Source organism: Thermosynechococcus sp. B1 (assembly GCF_030322985.1).
In the GTDB taxonomy this organism is placed as follows: domain Bacteria; phylum Cyanobacteriota; class Cyanobacteriia; order Thermosynechococcales; family Thermosynechococcaceae; genus Thermosynechococcus.
Window position 1 is genome coordinate 1,197,036 of record NZ_CP096573.1, and the last position, 17,859, is coordinate 1,214,894.

The 17,859-nt window shown below is 54.2% G+C and carries 17 protein-coding genes; 9 read left to right on the forward strand and 8 right to left on the reverse strand.

All coding sequences use genetic code 11. The features are described 5' to 3' along the window. Positions 1-55: 55 nt before the first annotated feature. From tkt to acpP, 3 genes are read right to left on the reverse strand one after another with little or no spacing between them, the layout of a single operon-like run. Positions 56-2,050, reverse strand: a complete 1,995-nt coding sequence (tkt, locus tag M0644_RS06130) for a transketolase (RefSeq protein WP_286627061.1) — start codon at positions 2,048-2,050, stop codon at positions 56-58. Between the two features lie 35 nt (positions 2,051-2,085). Next, the gene (gene fabF / locus M0644_RS06135) at positions 2,086-3,348 is read right to left on the reverse strand and encodes a beta-ketoacyl-ACP synthase II (RefSeq protein WP_149819106.1); all 1,263 of its coding nucleotides are present in this window, start codon (positions 3,346-3,348) and stop codon (positions 2,086-2,088) included. A 4-nt stretch (positions 3,349-3,352) separates the two neighbouring features. Further along, on the reverse strand, positions 3,353-3,598 hold the full coding sequence (gene acpP / locus M0644_RS06140) for an acyl carrier protein (protein ID WP_149819108.1): 246 nt from the start codon (positions 3,596-3,598) through the stop codon (positions 3,353-3,355). A 221-nt stretch (positions 3,599-3,819) separates the two neighbouring features. Between acpP and M0644_RS06145 the strand changes: the two genes are divergently transcribed. From M0644_RS06145 to M0644_RS06175, 7 genes are all read left to right on the forward strand, one after another. Beyond that, positions 3,820-6,084 (forward strand): ribonuclease R family protein, encoded by a 2,265-nt coding sequence (locus M0644_RS06145; RefSeq protein ID WP_286627062.1) that lies wholly within the window; start codon positions 3,820-3,822, stop codon positions 6,082-6,084. Positions 6,085-6,120: 36 nt separating this feature from the next. Further along, entirely contained in the window at positions 6,121-7,116 is a 996-nt protein-coding gene (gene fmt, locus M0644_RS06150; protein WP_286627063.1) for a methionyl-tRNA formyltransferase, read from the forward strand. A gap of 132 nt (positions 7,117-7,248) precedes the next feature. Next, a complete protein-coding gene (locus M0644_RS06155) occupies positions 7,249-7,572 on the forward strand; it encodes a ribbon-helix-helix domain-containing protein (RefSeq protein WP_149819114.1) in 324 nt (107 codons plus the stop codon). Positions 7,573-7,616: 44 nt separating this feature from the next. Further along, complete coding sequence (locus M0644_RS06160) at positions 7,617-9,146, forward strand: AAA family ATPase (RefSeq protein ID WP_286627164.1); 1,530 nt, start codon at positions 7,617-7,619, stop codon at positions 9,144-9,146. Between the two features lie 120 nt (positions 9,147-9,266). Then, positions 9,267-9,620, forward strand: coding sequence for a DUF1257 domain-containing protein (locus tag M0644_RS06165; RefSeq protein ID WP_149819118.1), 354 nt, complete (start codon positions 9,267-9,269; stop codon positions 9,618-9,620). A gap of 247 nt (positions 9,621-9,867) precedes the next feature. Further along, positions 9,868-10,692: a site-specific DNA-methyltransferase gene (locus tag M0644_RS06170; protein ID WP_149821710.1), complete on the forward strand. Its 825-nt coding sequence runs from the start codon at positions 9,868-9,870 to the stop codon at positions 10,690-10,692. Then, positions 10,680-11,213, forward strand: a complete 534-nt coding sequence (locus M0644_RS06175; protein WP_149819120.1) for an NUDIX hydrolase — start codon at positions 10,680-10,682, stop codon at positions 11,211-11,213. The genes M0644_RS06170 and M0644_RS06175 overlap by 13 nt, the downstream gene beginning before the upstream one ends. A gap of 23 nt (positions 11,214-11,236) precedes the next feature. Here the strand turns inward: M0644_RS06175 and M0644_RS13195 are convergent, their stop codons facing one another. The 5 genes from M0644_RS13195 to M0644_RS06195 form a co-directional block, all read right to left on the reverse strand. Next, positions 11,237-11,536, reverse strand: a complete 300-nt coding sequence (locus M0644_RS13195) for a transposase (protein ID WP_399363083.1) — start codon at positions 11,534-11,536, stop codon at positions 11,237-11,239. Then, positions 11,514-11,798: an IS630 transposase-related protein gene (locus tag M0644_RS13200; RefSeq protein ID WP_399374366.1), complete on the reverse strand. Its 285-nt coding sequence runs from the start codon at positions 11,796-11,798 to the stop codon at positions 11,514-11,516. Before M0644_RS13200 ends, M0644_RS13195 begins: the two co-directional genes overlap by 23 nt. 193 nt (positions 11,799-11,991) lie before the next feature. Further along, complete coding sequence (locus M0644_RS06185) at positions 11,992-14,202, reverse strand: glycosyltransferase (protein ID WP_286627066.1); 2,211 nt, start codon at positions 14,200-14,202, stop codon at positions 11,992-11,994. Between the two features lie 26 nt (positions 14,203-14,228). Then, positions 14,229-15,308 (reverse strand): PIN/TRAM domain-containing protein, encoded by a 1,080-nt coding sequence (locus M0644_RS06190; RefSeq protein ID WP_149819124.1) that lies wholly within the window; start codon positions 15,306-15,308, stop codon positions 14,229-14,231. Positions 15,309-15,357: 49 nt separating this feature from the next. After that, complete coding sequence (locus tag M0644_RS06195) at positions 15,358-16,320, reverse strand: HMA2 domain-containing protein (protein ID WP_149819126.1); 963 nt, start codon at positions 16,318-16,320, stop codon at positions 15,358-15,360. A gap of 105 nt (positions 16,321-16,425) precedes the next feature. Between M0644_RS06195 and M0644_RS06200 the strand changes: the two genes are divergently transcribed. Both M0644_RS06200 and M0644_RS06205 read left to right on the forward strand, forming a co-directional pair. Continuing rightward, positions 16,426-17,448, forward strand: coding sequence for an ABC transporter ATP-binding protein (locus tag M0644_RS06200; protein ID WP_286627165.1), 1,023 nt, complete (start codon positions 16,426-16,428; stop codon positions 17,446-17,448). Further along, positions 17,448-17,858, forward strand: coding sequence for a hypothetical protein (locus M0644_RS06205; RefSeq protein WP_286627067.1), 411 nt, complete (start codon positions 17,448-17,450; stop codon positions 17,856-17,858). Before M0644_RS06200 ends, M0644_RS06205 begins: the two co-directional genes overlap by 1 nt. The last annotated feature ends 1 nt before the right edge of the window (position 17,859 follow it).

Consider the following 17,859-nt stretch of genomic DNA (forward strand, 5'->3'; position numbering starts at 1 on the left):
CCCCCACCCTGAGCATCTATTGATATTTTCCGTCTAAAGGCGTACCATTGGCAACTTAGCCAAGCAGGGCATTGGCCTTGGCCACCACATTGTCCACCGTGAAGCCAAATTTCTCCATGAGGACGTTCCCCGGAGCCGAGGCACCAAAGCGCTCGATCGACACCGTTGCATCGGCATAGCGGCACCAACCAAAACTGGACGCCGCCTCCACCGCAAGGCGTTTTACCCCCGCCGGCAGCACACTGGCTTTGTACTCAGGGGATTGCTCCTCAAAGAGTTCCCAGGAGGGCATGGACACCACCCGCACTTTCTTGCCACTAGTTGTCAGGACTTCAGCGGCCTTGACACAGAGGGAGACTTCTGAACCGGTGCCAATCAGGATCAAATCGGGAGTACCTTGGCAATCCACAAGGATATAGGCACCTTTGGCAACATTGGCCGCAGAGGTACCGGCCAAGTTGGGCACATTTTGCCGCGTCAGTGCCAAGAGGGTTGGCTGTTTGCGGCGTTGGACGGCCACTTGGTAGGCACCCGAGGTTTCATTGCCATCGGCAGGACGGATCACCAGTAGGTTGGGAATAGCACGCAATGAGGCCAAGGTCTCCACGGGTTGGTGGGTAGGGCCATCTTCACCAAGGGCAATGGAGTCGTGGGTCATCACATAGATCACCCCCGCTTGGGAGAGGGCTGAGAGGCGCAGGGCAGGCCGCAGGTAATCAGCAAAGACCAAGAAAGTGGCACAGTAGGGAATCAAGCCGGAATTGTGGAGAGCAATGCCGTTGCAGATGGCAGCCATGCCGTGTTCGCGCACGCCAAAGCGAATATTGCGATTTTGGTACTGGCCTTTTTGGAAGTCACCGGAGCACTTGAGTTCGGTGAGGTTGGAGTGGGTCAAGTCCGCAGAACCGCCAATGAGTTCGGGCAGATTGGGGGCGATCGCGTTCAGGCAAATTTCCGAATGCTTGCGGGTGGCCACAGCCTTATCTTCAGGAGTGTAGCTCGGCAGATTAGCATCCCAGTTGGCGGGCAACTCACCCCGCAGCAGCCGTTCAAATTCGGCAGCCTCCTCAGGATACTTTTGGCGATAGGTGGCGAGGGTTTGGTTCCACTCCGCTTCATAGCTAGCACCGCGCTCCACAGCTTTGCGGAAGTGGTTGAGGACATCCTCGGGGACAACAAAGGGCTCATAGTTCCAGCCAAGGTTTTCGCGGGTGAGCTTGACTTCCTCAGGCCCAAGAGCAGCGCCGTGCACCCCAGCGGTGTTGGCTTTGTTGGGGGAACCATAGCCAATGGTAGTGGTGACTTTAATGAGTGAAGGTTTATCGGTTACGGCTTTGGCCGCTTCAATGGCTTTGGCAATGCCCGCAAGATCCGTATTGCCATCGGCGACGTGCTGCACGTGCCAACCATAGGCCTCAAAGCGCTTGCAGACATCCTCTGTAAAGGCAATGTCGGTGGAACCGTCAATGGAAATGTGGTTATCGTCGTAGAGGGCAATGAGTTTGCCTAAGCCCCAGTGACCCGCAAGGGAGCAGGCTTCGCCGGAGATGCCCTCCATGTTGCAGCCATCGCCAAGGATAACGTAGGTGTAGTGATCCACTAGTGTGACATCGGGCTTGTTGAAGCGAGCCGCTAAATGGGCTTCCGCCACTGCTAAGCCAACGGCGTTACAAATCCCTTGACCGAGAGGGCCTGTAGTCACCTCCACACCGGGGGTCTCAAAGTTTTCCGGGTGACCGGGTGTGCGCGATCCCCATTGGCGAAACTGTTTAATGTCCTCGATGGTGACGCTGTCGTAGCCCGTGAGGTAGAGCAGGGCATACTGCAACATACAGCCATGACCCGCCGAAAGGACAAAGCGATCGCGATTGAACCACTGCGGATTTTTGGGGTTAAACCGCATGAACTGGTTCCACAGCACATAGGCCATGGGTGCTGCCCCCATTGGTAGGCCGGGGTGCCCGGAGTTGGCCTTTTGCACCGCATCGATCGCTAGGAAACGAATCGCATTAATACAGAGTTCATCAAGGGATTGAGTCACCGCAGGCATTGCTTTCTCTCTCTAATTGGGTTTGCAGCAGACAGTTAACGATCGGGAGTAAATTTGCGGAAGGCCAACGTCACGTTGTGCCCACCAAAGCCAAAGGAGTTGGACAAAGCCACCGTCACCGAGCATGCCCGGCTCTGATGGGGAACATAGTCCAGATCGCAGGCAGGATCCGGTTGCTCCAAGTTAATTGTAGGGGGGATGCGATCGTGGGCAACCGCCATCACCGTTGCGATCGCCTCAATACCCCCTGACCCCCCTAGGAGGTGCCCCGTCATGGATTTTGTCGAACTCACGGGAACGCGACGGGCATTTTCCTCACCAAGGGCACGTTTAATAGCGGCAGTTTCCGTACTGTCGTTGGCGGGGGTACTTGTACCGTGGGCATTGATATAGCTTACCTGATCCGGGGCAATCTCCCCATCCTTGAGGCAGGCTTCAATGGCACGGGCCGCCCCTTCTCCCCCCGGTGAGGGAGCAGTCATGTGGTAGGCATCACAGGTCAAGCCATAGCCCACCATTTCTGCATAGATGCGTGCCCCCCGGGCAAGGGCAAATTCCAATTCTTCAAGGATCAAGATGCCTGCCCCTTCCCCAAGGACAAAGCCATCGCGGTTGAGGTCAAAGGGACGGCTGGCATGGTGGGGGTCATCATTGCGGGTGGACAGGGCACGGGCTGCCGCAAAACCCGCCACTGATAGGGGAGTAATCGCTGCCTCAGTACCGCCACAGATCATGGCCTTGGCATAACCGTGCTGCACCATACGGAAGGCATCGCCAATGGCATTGGAACCCGCTGCACAGGCGGTCACGGAACAGGAATTCGGGCCTTTGGCACCGGTGTGAATGGCGGTGAGTCCGGCGGCCATATTGGCAATCATCATCGGGATCATAAAGGGACTACAGCGATCGGGCCCCTTGGTGAGATAGACCTCCTGCTGATCCTCCATCACCTTTAGGCCGCCCACACCCGTACCAATAATGATGCCAATGTCAGTGGCATTGCCCTCGTCAATCGTCAATTGGGCATCTGCAAGGGCTTGCTTACTGGCAGCCACGGCAAATTGAGCAAAGCGATCCATGCGTTTGGCATCTTTGCGATCCATGTAGAGGGTGGGATCAAAGCCACGCACCTCACCCGCAATGCGGCAGTCATGACGACTGGCATCAAAAGCCGTGATGTAATCAATGCCGTTGCGACCGGCCATTAACCCTTCCCAATACTCCGCAAGGGTGTTGCCGAGGGGGGTAATTGCCCCCATCCCCGTGACAACGACCCGTTTTTGGTGCGCCTTTGCCATGGATCTATGCAGCTACCTTATTGTTGATAAAGTCAAGGACATCTTGGACGGTTTTCAGTTTTTCCGCCTCTTCGTCGGGAATTTCCACACCAAACGCTTCCTCAAGTGCCATGATCAACTCCACGGAGTCAAGGGAGTCAGCATTGAGATCCTCGGCAAAACTTGCTTCGGGCACAACCTTTTCTGCATCAACACTGAGTTGATCGGCAACAATGGCTTTTACTTTTTCGAGAATTTCAGATTGATTCATAGATGCCTTAACTGGATGGACAACGATTGAGAACAGTAATTGATGCGGGCGATCGCCATTCCTCAAATCTAGGATGTTTCGTGCCCAGAATCAACGCGCCATAATTATAGGACAGATTGGGGATCCCCTAAGATACTCCTGCAACTGTGATAAGCTACAGTTTGGATACTTGACACCAACAACGCTACATCCACTGTTGCCCTCCCTTCACCGAGTTGCCGATGCATTTTACGATTGCCAGTCTGCTTGCCAACTTTAGCGAAGATAAATTTGTTGCCCCGAAAGTTCTCGAAAAAAAACTCGGCTGTGACGATCCTGAGAGCCAGCGAGAACTGGAAATTGCCCTTGATGCCCTAGAACGCATTGGCCTGCTCATCAAAGAACGGGGCAAGTATCGCCGCGCCAGTGATGATGGGTTGATTGAAGGGCGGCTGCGCTGCTCCAGCAAGGGTTTTTGCTTTGCGATTCAAGATACCGAGGGTGCTGAAGATATTTTTGTGCGTGAGCATCAACTCAGTACCGCTTGGAATGGCGATCGCGTGCTGGTGCGGGTCACCCGTGAAGGCCGCCGCAAGAAATCTCCAGAGGGGGAAGTGAAACTGATCCTTGAGCGGGGAAATCCCTCGGTGATTGCCCGGGTGAAACAGACCGAAGACGGCTTTCGGGCCATTCCCCTCGACGATCGCCTGCTCTTTGAAATTGCCCTTGAACCCAATGACCTCGTGTCCGATCTATCCACGGTGGTGGATCAACTGGTGCATGTGAACATTCGCCGCTATCCCTTGGGGGGGTACCTGCCGACGGGGGAAATTGGCCAGATCCTAGGGAGTGATGCCCAATCGGCGCCAGCCTTAGATTTGATTTGCTGCAAACATAATCTTGTCCGCCAATTTAGCCCAGCCCTGCGGACAGCAGCCGCCACCTTAAATGCCCAGTTGGAAACCTTGGACTTGAGCGATCGCCAAGACTTGCGGGAACTGGTCACCATTACCTTAGTGGCTCCCGGCCAAGAACCCCAAGTGGCCTTTTCCCTCGATGCCCTCGAGCAAAATCTCTGGCAGTTGGGGATTCACATTAGCGATGTGGGGGGATTGCTCCCCCGCGATGAACTGCTGGATCGCACTGCTCGCCGTCAGGGGATGACCCTCGCCACCCCTGAACTGAGTTTGCCCCTCTTGCCGCAGGAATTGGAGAGGTTGCGCTTGCTGCCGGGGGGCGATCGCGCTGCCATTTCGCTGCTGATGGTGATCAACAATGCCGGTGAAGTTCAGTCCTACAGAATTTACCGCAGTTGTATCCGCGTTGATGCCTGTGTCACCAGTGAGCAGGTGGCGGCCACCCTTGCCCTAGGGGATACTTCCGGTGATTGGTTGCGTGCCCTGATTCACCTTGCCAATGCCGTGAGTCAGCAACGACAGGCACGGGGGAGTATTGAAGTCACGCCAGCGGATGCCCTGAGCCTTGCCTATGCCGATGAGGGTCTCGCCCCCGCCATTCCCCTACCGAGGGTCACCCCTTGGACAAGCTTAGTGATCCTTGCCAATGAACTCCTGGCTCGGCATTTGGCGAAGTTGGGGGTACCGGCTCTCTACCGCACGCAGCCTGTGCCCGAACTCTATGCCGTGCAGGATTTTCTCAAGCTCTGCCAAAATCTCAACTTGCCCTTGAGCCTAGACAATCCCACGCAGGTCACGCCCCGCGACTGTCAGCGCTTTATGGCACAATTGGCCACCTCGGATCTAGCAGCCGTGTTGCAGGAACTGTTGCTCGATAAACTCAAACCCGCCAGCGATACTGCCGTGGCGCTGCCCCACTTTAGTTTGGCCACTGGCGAGGGCTATGGCCATTTCTGCTCACCCCTCCAACGCTACACTGACATTGTGAATCAGCGCATTTTGCACATTCTCCTGACGGAAGGGCGCGATCGCCGCGGGCCACGGGCAAAAGAGCGCGTCAATCTTGGCGAGTCCAGTTGCTTGGAGCAGGTGAATTGGACTGTTTTCACCACCGATATCCAGCGGGAAGTGGACACCCTCGTTAACGAATTAGCCCCCCACCTCCAAGAGCGGGAGCGGCAAACCTACACGGCTTGGAAGGATTTGGTGGGGCTACAACGGGTGCGCCAAGTCCAAGCCTGCATCGGCGAAGTGCGTTCGGGCATTATTACCGGCGTGCAGTCCTATGGCTTCTTTGTGGAACTGATTGACTTTAATGTTGAGGGCTTAGTCCACGTCAGCTCCCTCAAGGATGACTGGTATGAATACCGTGCCCATGCCCAAACCTTGACGGGTCGGCGTAACCGCTTGCGCTACCGCTTGGGCGATCGCGTTGAAGTCCTGATTAAAAATGTGGATTCCTACCGCCAGCAGGTGGATTTGGCGGTTATTAGTGGTGGCTCCCAAGTGACGGAAGAAGATCTCAACGGTAGTAGTGACGGCGGCGAAGCCCTCACCCCTTCTGAGGATGACGCTCCTGAGACTCTCTAAACCAGCAGTTGACGTTTTGCAGGGAGTGGGCAGCGGTTGAAAATCATTTATTTTGGCACACCGGAGTTTGCCCTTGCGCCGCTACAACGGCTGCTGGAAACAGAGACCTATCAAGTGTTGGGGGTGGTCACCCAGCCCGATCGCCGACGGGGACGGGGCAACCAGTTATCGCCTTCTCCGGTCAAGGCCTTAGCCCTTGGCCACAGATTACCGGTTTGGCAGCCGGAACGTCTGCGTCGGGATCCAGAGCTGCCTGAGGTCTTGCGATCGCTAGGCGCTGATGTCTTTGTGGTGGTGGCCTACGGTCAAATCCTGCCCCCGTCGATCCTTGAGATTCCCCGTTACGGCTGCATCAACATCCACGGCTCGCTGCTGCCGAAGTATCGCGGTGCCGCGCCCATTCAGTGGGCGCTCTACCATGGCGAAGGGGAAACCGGCGTGACGACGATGCGCATGGATGCGGGTATGGACACAGGCCCGATGCTCCTGAAGCGCAAAGTAACGATTCATCTAGGAGATAACGCTGCTACCCTCAGTGCCAAGCTCAGTGACATGGGTGCCGACCTCCTACTAGAAACCTTGCAGCAACTGCTACAGCTTCAACCCGAACCCCAAAACGACGCTGAGGCTACCTACGCACCGCTCATTCAAAAAAGTGACTATGCCATTGATTGGGGGCGATCGGCCTTAGCCCTTCACAACCAAGTGCGCGCCTTTTACCCCTATGCCTATACCCAGTGGCAAGACACCCCCTTGAAACTGCTGCAAACGTGGCCATTGGTGCCCGAAGTGAGGGCCGAATTACCGGAACCTTTACACTCTTTTGTTTGTGAGCCTGAGGCATCTTCCGCCCCGGGTACGGTGGTAGAGCTAATTAAGGGATGGGGCCCCGTGGTACAGACGGGCAAGGGTCGCCTGCTGCTGAGTCAAGTGCACTTGAGTGGTCGCAAAGCCCAATCGGGGTGGGATTTTGTCAATGGGGTACGGCTGGCGATCGCCACTCAATTCGGTATTATGCCCTCAGCCCTGTAACTGAGTTTTAAGCACGCGGGGCTTAATGTAACTAAATGTTACGATTTTGCCGTTTTGACAGCATTTCACCTTGACACCCCTCGGATCGGCTCACTACACTGGCACACATACCTAGGTACGTCTCTAACCCCTATGGAAGATAAGCAAAAGGTTACGTTGTATCTATCCCCCGATGTGCACCGCCAGCTAAAGATTGCCGCTGTGGTCGAGCAGGAAACGATGTCCACCCTTGCTGAACGTGCCATTGAATTTCTGCTGGCTCACCCAGAAGTACTGGCGGAATATGCCGAGCAAAAGCATGGCAATGTGCATCGGGTTTACCACTGCCCAGAGTGTGCTAGTGCCCTTGTCCTACGGGGGGATGAGCTAACGGCCTTGGTCAATCAGCCCACAGTGATTGATGACGACAGCCTCAGTGTTCCTTCGCTCTCCGTCGAGTTGGTGTCTGCCCGCTAGGGGCGGGGGTGTTGGGTCAGCCTTGAAAGAAGGAGGTGATTGCTGTGCAAGAAGAATTAAGTATCCTCATCCAAGCGCAATATCCGTTGATCTACCTCCTGACCTCTGAAGAAGAGCGGGCTGAGCAGGCGATCGCTACCATTGCCCAAAGTCAAGTCGGGCCTCAAGGGCGGTCTCCCCGCAAGCTCTACATCTGGACAGTGACCCACGGCATGGTCGAGTATGGCCATCCCCGCAACAACAGTCACCACAACACTGTCTCGCCGGAAGCCGCCATTCAATGGGTTGTTCACCAACGGGAACCGGGCATCTACGTCTTCAAGGATTTGCACCCCTTCATTGATTCGCCCCCTGTGACTCGTTCTTTACGGGACGCGATCGCCAGCTTCAAGAGCAGCCACAAGACCATTATTCTCATGTCCCCAGAAGCAGCGCAGCGGATTCCTGTCGAACTGGAAAAAGAAATCGTTGTCGTTGACTACCCCCTACCCAGTATTAGTGAACTGGATGAGGTGCTCGGGGAGCAACTAGACCCCCGCAATCGCCGCCTCACCCCTGAGGTACGGGAAAAACTCGTCAAAGCCACCCTTGGCCTGACGCGGGATGAAGCTGAAAAAGTCTTTCGCAAAGCCAAAGTGACCGCAGGTCGCCTCACGGAAGCAGAGGTAGATATTATTCTCTCCGAGAAAAAGCAAATTATTCGTCGCAATGGCATCCTCGAGTATATGGAAGTGGATGAAACCATTGATTCGGTCGGCGGTCTAGAGGAACTGAAAGTCTGGTTACGCCAACGCGCCAACGCCTTCAGTGAAAAGGCGCGTGAATACGGCTTACCGCAACCGAAGGGGATGTTAATTTTGGGGGTTCCCGGCTGTGGGAAGTCCCTGATTGCCAAAACCACCTCCCGCCTTTGGGGCTTGCCGTTGCTGCGCCTTGATATGGGGCGCGTCTATGACGGTTCAATGGTGGGGCGATCGGAGGCCAATTTGCGCAATGCCCTAAAAACCGCTGAATCCATTTCCCCTGCCATTCTCTTTATTGATGAAATGGACAAGGCCTTTGCGGGCGGAGCAGGCTCCTCGGACTCCGATGGCGGTACCTCAAGCCGGATCTTTGGCTCCTTCCTGACTTGGATGCAGGAGAAAAAGTCTCCCGTCTTTGTCTTGGCGACAGCCAACCGCGTCGAACGGCTCCCCGGTGAATTTTTGCGCAAAGGTCGCTTTGATGAAATTTTCTTTGTGGATTTGCCCAATGCCGAGGAGCGCAAGGAAATCTTTCGCATTCACCTCACCAAGCGCCGTCGCGAGATTGATCGCTTTGACCTAGAGCAACTGGCCAATATCTGTGATGGCTTTTCAGGTGCCGAGATTGAGCAGGCCATCATTGCTGCCATGTACGAAGCCTTTGCTCAAGGGCGTGAGTTTACCCAGTTAGACATTATTGCCGCTAGCCGTGCCACTCAACCCCTTTCCAAGACGATGCAAGAGCAGGTCACGGCACTGCGTGATTGGGCACGCCAACGGGCGCGTCCGGCGGCTGCTTCAGTGGCTGAATACCAGCGACTGGAGTTCTGACAAGCTTCCTTCTGTCTGCCCTGCGCAGATGGGAGAAAGACCCGACCACAGGGGTTTGGTTCGCCATAAATTGTGGTTCATTCAGTCCAATGTTTCTGTCTCAATCTGGAGGAAATCCACATGTCTCACTTCAGCACCCTGCGTACGAAAATTACCGATGCTGAAATCTTGAAAGCGTCCCTGCGGGATCTGGGCATTACGGTGAAAACCAATGCCGATGTGCGTGGCTACAATGGCCAACGTGTTCGCTCTGACATCGTCGCTGTCCTCGATGGCGAGTATGATCTGGGCTGGTCTCGCAATGCTGATGGCACCTTTGATCTGATTGCTGACCTCTGGGGTGTGGCCAAAAAACACAACCAAACCGAGCTGATCAACTCGATCAACCAAAAATATGCCATCAACAAAACCTTGGCTGAGGTGAAGCGTCCTGGCCTTCAGAACGCCAACGTCAAGCTTGTGGTGCATAGCTAATCCTGTTGCCAATTGCTTTGTACTGTCTAGCGCGCGTTCCCAAGTAATCCGCTGGCTGACTCCCTAGGGGTCGGCCTCTTTTTTTATCTCAGGATTACGAATATGGTATTTTGGCGGTACAGGGAAGGATGGCTTATAGTTATTGAGTTCTGGCCAGCACATTCAAGAGCGTTTTTCTCCAGAGGCTAAGCTAGTCGTTGCCAGTGGAGATGTCTGTGAGGTGATTCGTCAGGTGCCGGATGAGGCTATGACGCTCATCTTTACGTCGCCGCCCTACAACCTCGGCAAGGCCTATGAAACGCCGGTGGCGATCGAGGACTATCTCCAAAGCCAAAGTGAGGTAATTACCGAGCTATATCGAGTACTACGGCCAGAGGGAAGTTTGTGCTGGCAAGTGGGGAATTTTGTTCAAGGGGGAGAGGTGTATCCCTTGGATATTTTGTTTTATCCCCTGTTCAAGCGGTTGGGTTTGAAGCTGCGCAATCGCATCATCTGGAAATTTGGCCATGGTCTCCATGCCACAAAGCGCTTTTCTGGCCGCTATGAAACGATTCTCTGGTTCACGAAGTCCGATCACTACATCTTTAATTTGGATGCCGTGCGTATTCCAGCCAAATATCCGGGGAAACGCCATTTCAAAGGCCCCAATAAGGGCAAACCCTCGGGCAATCCCTTGGGCAAAAATCCATCCGATGTCTGGGAAATCCTTCTTCAGGATTGGCAAGAACTGGTGTGGGATATTCCCAATGTCAAGTTCAATCATCCTGAAAAAACATTGCATCCCTGCCAGTTTCCCATTGAGTTGGTGGAGCGGTGCGTTCTCGCCCTCAGCCATGAAGGGGATTGGGTCTTTGACCCCTATATGGGGGTGGGATCATCGCTTTTGGCTGCCCTAATGCACAATCGGCGGGCGATGGGCTGTGAAAAGGAACCCGCTTATGTCAACATTGCTCGCCAACGGATTCAGGCCTATGAAAATGGCACCCTGCCCTACCGTCCCCTCGGCAGACCGGTGTACGCCCCCACAGGGCATGAGAAAATAGCCCAAGTTCCTGAAGAGTGGCAACAGTGAATTGGCGATCGCTCGATGAACTGGTACGCATTCAATCCAAGTGGGTGACCTTGATTGCCGAGAAGTGGCTGACGGACACAGGTGAAACCTTAGAATACTGGCGGGTAGAAAAGGCGGACTCGGTGATTGTCCTGCCGCTGCAAGGGAAGGATTTAATCTGCTTGCCGCCAACCTTTCGGGTGGGGGTTCAGCGAGCTACGGTGGATTTTCCCGGTGGCAGAGTAGGGTCGGATCAAGATCCGATCGCGATCGTGCCGCAAATTTTGACACGGGAATTGGGAATTACCGCTGATGTCATTCAAGGAATCACCCCGATCAGTGAGCAGCCTTGGCTGGTCAATAGTGCTTTCTCCAATCAAAGAGTGTGGGGCTTTGTTGCTGAACTCGCACCAAGGGCAACGGTACCTCAAGCCGGGGGCAGGTTTCGGCTCGGGAGTCCGGACATCTCACAGCTTCTTGCACAGTTGGAGTGCTTGCAATGTCGTGCTGTTTTGTTGCAATGGCTGTATCTCTCTTTATAGCTATTCCAATAGAGAATGAGGCATCATCCAGCATAATACTTGCGAATCACCTCATCAATCGAACTGTTTGACCCTGCATACATTCGCGCTCGCTTCAGCGCACTGAAGTCGTGCTCAATCACATTCAAATCAAGAGAGTATTTCGGTAAAAATAACACCTCGTGACCCGCCGCTTTCACCACTGCCTGAATCACCCCTTTCGGGTGAATCGGTGCATTATCCATGATATACACCACTGTTTCCTCGCCGTGACTCTCTACCCATGTGTCGAGCTGCTGTTGATACGCTTGCCGCTCTTCCTCACACCGTTCTTGGTAACGCATCTGTTTTTTTTCGGGTGATGCCCATCTGGTCGAGGGCGTAACTAATGGTGGAAACTTGGACGCCAAATCGCTGGGCACGGTCGATTAAACGGTCGTCGGGATGGGCAGCAACATCCGCTGCTAAGGCCGCCCAATCCAGCTTCCAAGGACGACGGGGGACAACTGTGGGGGCTAAGTCCTCTCGCTTCAGCCAGCGATGGATGGCGGCGCAGCTCACCTGAAAAATTTGAGTCGTTTCACTGATTTTGCCGCCTTGCTGGATATAGGAGACAACCCGCTCTCGTCAGTCCAAGCTATAGCTCATATTCTTGAGTAACATTCATGACGCTTTGAGTATAGCCTATCCCTCTTGAAAATATCTCACTCCCTTTCGAAATGGCTATACGTTGACATCTCCCCTATTGCCACACTTTTATTGTCCCCTAGGGCAAATTTTTGAGCTGTGAGCCTATCGGTCAATTATTGCTATAGAGGCTAAAGAGCGATCGAAAGTCGAAGAGACGAATCAACATTGGCCAAAAGGCATCTAGGCCATTGGGGGCTTTGGGTTTGTGCCACCATGTGAGGCCACCATAGAGCAGTTGTACGAGGTGCCGCTGTGCCTCATCACTGACCTCTAAAAATCGCAGGTAAATGCAGCACCGCTCCTCTTCAGTGCGGGTACGAACCACGGCTGCGGTGACGCTAAAGTCCTGTTCCAAAAAGGTCAGCCTGCCGACGGTATCTCTTTGGGCTTCGATAAAACGCCCTGCAGTCAGCAACAGGGCAGCACCAGTCTCCGACACATCGCGGGTATAGCCCCAGTAGGTTTGATCCCCCAGTTGGAAACGACATACGGTGCAAACGGGAAAGCGATCGCTCTGACGGCGGGTGGGCTGATCAATGGAGGACAGAACCGCAATCAAGGCAATAAAGGCGTTGTAGAGCGTCCAAGCCAGCATCACCTCTAAACCCGCCCGTTCATACTCCATTGGTGGCCAGATATGGAGCCAGTAACCCCCATAGCGGATAAAGACCCCCACCCCGACTGCAATCACAAACGCCGCCAGCGGCCATGTATAGCGCAAATTCAACCGCTTCCGATTGGAGAGGGTGCCCTTGTTAGTGACAATGCTGCCAATTTTACCGAAGGGATTGCGGAGGATTTTAATCAGTTGCACCATCCCCGGAAAGGCAAAGGTCACCTCATAGACTTCACCCCAGACGGAAAAATACCGCCCTTCTGTCGCCCAGCTAAAGGTGGCAATTACTAACAGCGTGTAGGGCAGGGCATAGAAAAGGTACTCACCCAATGTCGCCACCGTTAAGGAGATGCCTGTCATTAGGCTCAAAAACGGACCAACGAGAAAGCACGTGCGGATAAAGGGATTAATGTTGTGCAAGAGCAGCGAGAGGTGGCAACTGCGCTGAAACCACGACAGTTTTGACCAAATGGGGAGATCATCACCACAGAAATAGATTTGCATATTCCCCTGTAGCCAGCGCAGCCGTTGCTCTAAATGATCCTGAAAGTTGCGAGGAGATTCCCCCATGCTGAGGATTTCGTTCAGATAAATCAGGCGGTAGCCAGCAATTTGCATCCTTGTCCCCGTCTGGAAATCCTCGACTACACAGCGGGTATAGTATCCACCCACGGCTTCTAGGTCACGGCGGCGCACCACATAGGAGGTACCGCAGCAGATAATGGCGTTGCCAAAGTCCCGCCCCGGCTGAATAAAGCCAAAAAAGTACTCCATATCGCCGGGCATCATGAACTCAATGCCAAGGTTTTGGGAGTGGTAGTCAGGGTTAAAGAAGTGCTGGGGGGTCTGCACCATGGACACGTGATCATCTTGAAAGAAGCCCACGGTGCGGCTCAGGAAGTTCTGAAAGGGAATAAAGTCGGCATCAAAAACGGCAATCAGTTCACCAGTGGTGTATTTCAGGGCATGGTTGAGGTTACCTGCTTTGCGGTGCTCATTGGTGGGACGGGTGAGATAGTTGACCCCCAGATGCTCACAGAGATCCGCAATTTCCGATCGCCGACCATCGTCGAGGACATAGATGCTTTTATTTCTGTAGTTGATCGCCTGACAGGCCACAATCGTCCGCCGCAAAATATAGGGAGGCTCATTATAGGTGGGAATAAAAATATCCACACTGGGGCAGTATTCGCCGCTGAGAACTGCCTGCTGATAGTGATCGGCCTGGCGCGATCGCCATGCAGTCGTCAGCCATGCCGTCTGATAGAAGTAAAGCAAATAGGTGAAAAAGTAGAGCACCTCAAGACCATAGAAGCCAATACTGGCAGTAAAGCTCAACCAGTGGGCATCATTGAGCGTCACCCAGCCCCGCCACACCAGATAGCGGCAGCCAAAGAGAATAACAATGAAGCGAATAATCAAGCGTGTGACATTGTTGCTGGGAATAAAATTGAGGGCAACTGCCACCACTGCCGCAAGGACAATGGGCCACCACACGCTTAAATCATCGGTGGGCATCTGCAGGAGGTCGGGCAGAGGCCGCAACTGATCGGGATTCACTAAATCAATGGGAAAGAGCGTCGGTCGCCACACCGTCGCCAACAGCACACCAAAGAGGAATAGGATGCTGAAAACAAAAAGACCCCAGACCCACGGTGAAACCAGTTGCGGGGGGGAAGTGGGCTTGGGTGGCTCATGGGTCATAGGGAGACCCCCTAAAAAGAGGAAATTTAGGCCATCGTTGGCATTTGCAGACGGGCAAAAATCATGCGGCCTGCCGAGGTTTGCAGGGCACTGGTCACAACCACCGACAACTGATCGCCAATGTGATCCACCCCCTCTTCGACAACCACCATCGTGCCATCCTCAAGGTAGCCCACCCCTTGCGCTGGTTCTTTCCCTTCCTTGAGAATCTTCAACTCCAGCGTATCGCCGGGGAGGTAGATGGGGCGCAGGGCTTGCGCTAACTCGTTGACGTTAAAGACATCCACTTTTTGGAAGCGGGCAACTTTGTTGAGATTCAAATCATTGGTGACAAGAGTGCCGTTGATTTCTTGGCAGAGGCGCACCAGCTTGGCATCCACCGTTGTTAATTCTGGATAGTCTGCGGAGTGAATGACAATGCGATCGCCCAAACTGGCTTGGAGGCGATTGAGAACGTCGAGACCTCGCCGACCACGAATCCGTTTTTGTTCATTCCCCGCATCGGCAATCAGTTGCAACTCTTGCAGTACAAACTGGGGCACAATGATTTGCCCTTCGAGTACCCCAAGATTCAACAGCGCCTCAATGCGGCCATCAATAATGCAACTGGTGTCCAGTACCTTTGCTCGGGCAGGTTTGAGCATCCCCTCAGCCAAGAGACTGCTAGCAACGGCATTGGGGTTAATTAACCGCAGCAGGGCAGGCCCGTGACTATCGGCCAAAGTGGTTCCCGAATAGGCAAAGACAATGCTAGTGAGAACAGCAATCAGGGGTTTAATAAAGGAAAAATCCTTGGGAATGGGCAACAGGAAAATCGGTGCCAGCATCAAGTTGGCCAAGAGCAACCCCACCACTAGACCCACGGCTCGCGACAAGAGCGTTTCTGGGGGCAATTGACGGATACTGCGCTCAAGACGATGGTAAAGGGACTGCAACAATAAACCAAGGGCAATGCCAACAATGGCGCCAAAGCCAGCCATGACCCACTGCAATCCCCGCACATTGGCCACTTGAGCAAGAACCGTTTCTGGGAGGAGGTCAATGCTGTTGAAGCCAACGGCAATTCCCATCACGACGATAATGAGGAGTAAGATGGTATCGAGCATTGGTTCGCTCCTGTCGCGCTGGACATCTCCATAGGCCATTACTTTAGGATTATACTTTTTTCTCTTTTGCTGCGGTGTTGGGCTGTTGCATATCGAGATGACGACTAATGCGGGTACCGGCTCGGATGCCCTCAGCTTCGGCTTGAGGCCCCAGAATGGCCCGTGCCACCATGCCACCGAGGGTCGCCCATAGCGTTTCCTTAGTAAAGGCTTGACTGGTTTTCACCCACCACTCTAGGAAAAGATGCAGGGATGGGGGAGGAGGTTCCTCAGGGGATGGCGCCGCCAACTGTCGCCCGAGATCTTCCCCTAGTTGCGCACCAACCATATTGCCCACTACGCGCCCGACGGTTTCGCCCACAGGCCCCAAGACCACTTGCCCCGCCAAGCCGCCAGCAATTTCACCGGCGGTACCCCCAATTTTGTCACCCGTGCGAATCTCCAAGACTTTCGCGACCCGTTCCGGCGTTTCCTCAAGGGCAGTAAATTGCAGTTGGGTGATTTGCTCCGTGGCTTCCATCCCTAATCGCGCACCAATCACACCGCCAACAAAGGTGCCCACTTGCACCCCCATGACCGCACCCGCAGGCCCCATAAACAGGCCACCCGCCGTTCCCCCCACCATGCCACCGAGAATATCACCTACATAGCCGCCCATGAGAAATCCGCCCATGGAGGTGAGTTTGTTGCCCACCTCTTCGGGTTCGAGATCAAAGGCGCGGGTGAGGTTTTGCAAGCCCTTATTGCCTTGGCCAATGATCTGGACATCCCCCCAAAATTGAATGGCCGCCAACAGTTGTAGGGGCGTGATTTGCTCGAGGTGATACTCAATGGTAATTGAGGCGGCAAGGGGGTTAACGTGAACAGATTTGATCCCTTGGCGGGTTTTCAGATAGGCACTCAGGGAATCGCGAAAGGCAGCATCCGTTTTCAGTTCTTGAATCCGCAATCGCAGGCGATCGCCCGTGAGGTGCATGACTTCGGCAATCGGCGCAGTTTCGGCAGTGGCCATGGGAAACCCACCCAATAGGCTCTAGTTGCCGTTGTAGCACGCGCACCAAAGCAAGGAGGAAGATCTGTCAAAATGTTAAGGGAATCACACACAGAGTGAATGACCATGACAGCCACGGTAAAGGTCGAACATCTCAAGAAGTCCTACGGTGCCATTACAGCGGTGGCCGATGTCTCCTTTAGCGCCCATCAAGGGGAAATTTTTGGGGTGCTGGGGCCAAATGGCTCAGGGAAAACGACAACACTGCGCTGTCTGTGTACCCTCTCGCGACCGGATGCTGGGGTATTGGAAGTCTGTGGTCTTTCGGTTCTCCACCAACCTCATTTAGTGCGCCAAAAATTAGGCTATGTGGCTCAGGAGGTGGCGCTTGATAAAATCCTCACGGGTCAGGAATTTCTAGAATTACAGGCGGCGCTGTACCACATTCCCCGTGCCCTGATTCCAGAGCGCATTGAAGCAGTGCTGGCACGGTTGGATTTATTGGAATGGCGCGATCGCCAGTGTGGTACCTACTCGGGTGGCATTCGCAAACGCTTTGATCTCGCGGCAGGACTACTGCATCAACCCCAAGTGCTTGTCTCAGATGAACCCACCGTAGGCCTCGACATTGAAAGTCGCCAAGTGATTTGGGATGTGCTGCGGGATCTCAAGGCTCAGGGACTGACCATTATCTTGACCAGCCACTACCTTGAGGAAGTGGATCTCCTTAGCGATCGCTTGGCGATTCTCGATCAGGGGCGGGTGATTGCCAGTGGCTCTCCCGAGGAACTCAAGGCCAATATTGGGGGCGATCGCGTCACGTTGCGGGTACGAGAATTTACACCGCGTCAAGAGGCACAAATGGCCCAGGCCCTTCTCAGTCAATTGGACTGCGTGAAATCGGCGCTGATTAATGCCAACCAAGGCAACTCCTTGAATCTGGTGGTCACAGATGCGGCTGTGGCGATCGCAGCCATTAGAAGGGCGCTAGAGGAAGCAGGACTTCCCCTCTTTAGCTTGGCGCAGTCACGACCCAGTTTAGATGATGTCTATTTGGCCGCCACGGGTCAAACCCTCTTGGATGCCGACTTGGCAGCAGCGGCGCAGCGGGACAGCAAACAGTTGAAAAAAGAGGCCATGCAACGCTAATGGGGCAGCCAATTCTTTGGGTTCATGGAGACTGCCTCGACCCCACGGCGCCCATCTTTGACCGCTATCCCAAGGCGCCGGCCATTTTTGTTTGGGATGTAGCGCTCCTCAAGGAGTGGCAAATTCGCCTAAAGCGGCTGGTCTTTCTCTATGAGTGCCTGCTGGATCTCCCCGTGGAAATGTACCGGGGTGAGGTCGCTCCCTTGGTGAATGCCTTTGTTGAGGTGCACGGCGGCGATCGCGTGGTGACAATGGCCAGTCCTAGCCCTCGCTTTCGCGCCATTTGTCAGCAATTGGCCTATCCAGTGGAGATCCTAGAGCCAGAACCCTTTGTCACGTTACCTGCCAATGCTGATTTGAAGCGATTCTTTCGTTATTGGAAGTTGGCGAAACCCCGCTTGGGACTATAAA

Excerpts from the sequence above, each read along its gene's own strand:
- M0644_RS06190 (WP_149819124.1), bottom strand. The coding sequence starts at position 15,308 with ATGCTCGATACCATCTTACTCCTCATTATCGTCGTGATGGGAATTGCC.
- M0644_RS06170 (WP_149821710.1), top strand. The coding sequence starts at position 9,868 with ATGACGCTCATCTTTACGTCGCCGCCCTACAACCTCGGCAAGGCCTAT.
- M0644_RS13195 (WP_399363083.1), bottom strand. The coding sequence starts at position 11,536 with ATGCGTTACCAAGAACGGTGTGAGGAAGAGCGGCAAGCGTATCAACAG.
- M0644_RS06205 (WP_286627067.1), top strand. The coding sequence starts at position 17,448 with ATGGGGCAGCCAATTCTTTGGGTTCATGGAGACTGCCTCGACCCCACG.
- M0644_RS06185 (WP_286627066.1), bottom strand. The coding sequence starts at position 14,202 with ATGACCCATGAGCCACCCAAGCCCACTTCCCCCCCGCAACTGGTTTCA.
- fabF (WP_149819106.1), bottom strand. The coding sequence starts at position 3,348 with ATGGCAAAGGCGCACCAAAAACGGGTCGTTGTCACGGGGATGGGGGCA.
- acpP (WP_149819108.1), bottom strand. The coding sequence starts at position 3,598 with ATGAATCAATCTGAAATTCTCGAAAAAGTAAAAGCCATTGTTGCCGAT.
- M0644_RS06200 (WP_286627165.1), top strand. The coding sequence starts at position 16,426 with ATGACAGCCACGGTAAAGGTCGAACATCTCAAGAAGTCCTACGGTGCC.
- M0644_RS06195 (WP_149819126.1), bottom strand. The coding sequence starts at position 16,320 with ATGGCCACTGCCGAAACTGCGCCGATTGCCGAAGTCATGCACCTCACG.
- tkt (WP_286627061.1), bottom strand. The coding sequence starts at position 2,050 with ATGCCTGCGGTGACTCAATCCCTTGATGAACTCTGTATTAATGCGATT.
- M0644_RS06145 (WP_286627062.1), top strand. The coding sequence starts at position 3,820 with ATGCATTTTACGATTGCCAGTCTGCTTGCCAACTTTAGCGAAGATAAA.
- M0644_RS06165 (WP_149819118.1), top strand. The coding sequence starts at position 9,267 with ATGTCTCACTTCAGCACCCTGCGTACGAAAATTACCGATGCTGAAATC.
- M0644_RS06155 (WP_149819114.1), top strand. The coding sequence starts at position 7,249 with ATGGAAGATAAGCAAAAGGTTACGTTGTATCTATCCCCCGATGTGCAC.